This is a genomic window from Paracoccus salipaludis (genome assembly GCF_002287065.1).
GTDB classification, from domain to species: Bacteria; Pseudomonadota; Alphaproteobacteria; order Rhodobacterales; family Rhodobacteraceae; genus Paracoccus; species Paracoccus salipaludis.
Genome location: NZ_NSJZ01000073.1, coordinates 1 through 1,192, shown reverse-complemented (window position 1 = coordinate 1,192; position 1,192 = coordinate 1). Strand labels below are relative to the sequence as shown.

Below are 1,192 nucleotides of genomic sequence, written 5' to 3'. Positions count from 1 at the left end.
CTGCGGCAGGCGCTCGTCCCAGCGGTTCTTAAGGTTGTAGATCGTCCGGCGGCTGACCCCGTATTTCTTCGCCAGCTCCGTTACCGGCACCTTCGCGTCCAGCTCGCCCCGCAGCGCCTGCTTCTGGGCGTTCGTCAGGCGGCTGAACTTGCGTCTCGGCATGTGTGAAGTATCCAACTTTAAAGGCTGTGAAGTATCCAAATTACATTTCCTGCCATTTACACATGCCAAAATACAGTCCTTCACAGACCAGGGTGGTTCAGCATCGCTCTCAGAGCCTGTTCTGCATCTCTCTGCGGCGGCGATCAGGAACCAGAAGGCAGTGATGCCGATTGGCGATGACCCGGGAAGGCTGGGCAGCAAAGGCCCCTGAGAACCGTGGAGAAGCTCTCTGGAGGCCCTTCCAGGGTTCTCGGGTGGATTTCCCTGTCAGAAGGCTCAAGGCGCTCTAGCTGGCGCTACAGCGCCCCTGAGAGCCTTCTTGTTTTCTCTGCCTTTCAGCCTTGTCGCAGACTTACGTGACAGATGAGAGGATTGCTCTTGCCATCTAGGTCGTCCCCGAGACGCTGCGGCGATCCAAGGGCTGGCAAGCCTCAGGGACGGGCGGCTTGAACCGCCGGTTTCGTCGCAGTGTCGGGTGTCGCGTGTCGCGTGTCGCTACGCTCCCCGCGACACCCGACACTGACACTAGAAGTTCTGAAAACTAGGTGCCGGAGGGTCAAAGACTAGGGCCCGGAGGGTTCGAGACTAGGGCCCGGAGGGTTCGAGACTAGGGCCCGGAGGGTTCGAGACTAGGGCCCGGAGGGTAGAGGATAGGGGTTGAGAACTAGAAGCCATGCGTTCATTCTAGCCGTATGAGGGAAATTACTGTGCCGAGCAGCGCCGTTGCGCTCCGATCTGACAAGCCGCTGACCCCGGCCATGGTCTCGGCCATCTGGGAATTGGCATCGGCGCTCGACGCCGCCCGTATCCCCTCCGAGGTAGACAACAGCGTCTGGCTCGAGGTGCCCTCCCGGCTGCTGCGCGGCGAGGACGGGCGCAGCGATAATGTCTGGCTGCGCGAGTGCCTGACACGCCTGACTGGCGTACAGCTCAGTGGCGAGTGGCGCGGCGATCCATGGGGCGCGGTCTTGCTGGCTGAATGGAAAATTACCCAAGGTGGCTCAATGGTGCGGGCACTGATCCCGCCCGC

General features: G+C 61.2%; 2 protein-coding genes. One reads left to right on the top strand and one right to left on the bottom strand.

Features of this window, described 5'->3' with window-relative positions:
* Positions 1-162: helix-turn-helix domain-containing protein (locus tag CK240_RS19650; protein WP_135058930.1), on the bottom strand; the 162-nt coding region annotated here is incomplete at its 3' end.
* A 758-nt stretch (positions 163-920) separates the two neighbouring features.
* Between CK240_RS19650 and CK240_RS17575 the strand changes: the two genes are divergently transcribed.
* Positions 921-1,192, top strand: a 272-nt coding sequence (locus CK240_RS17575) for a hypothetical protein (protein ID WP_167650108.1), incomplete at its 3' end; no start/stop codon positions are given.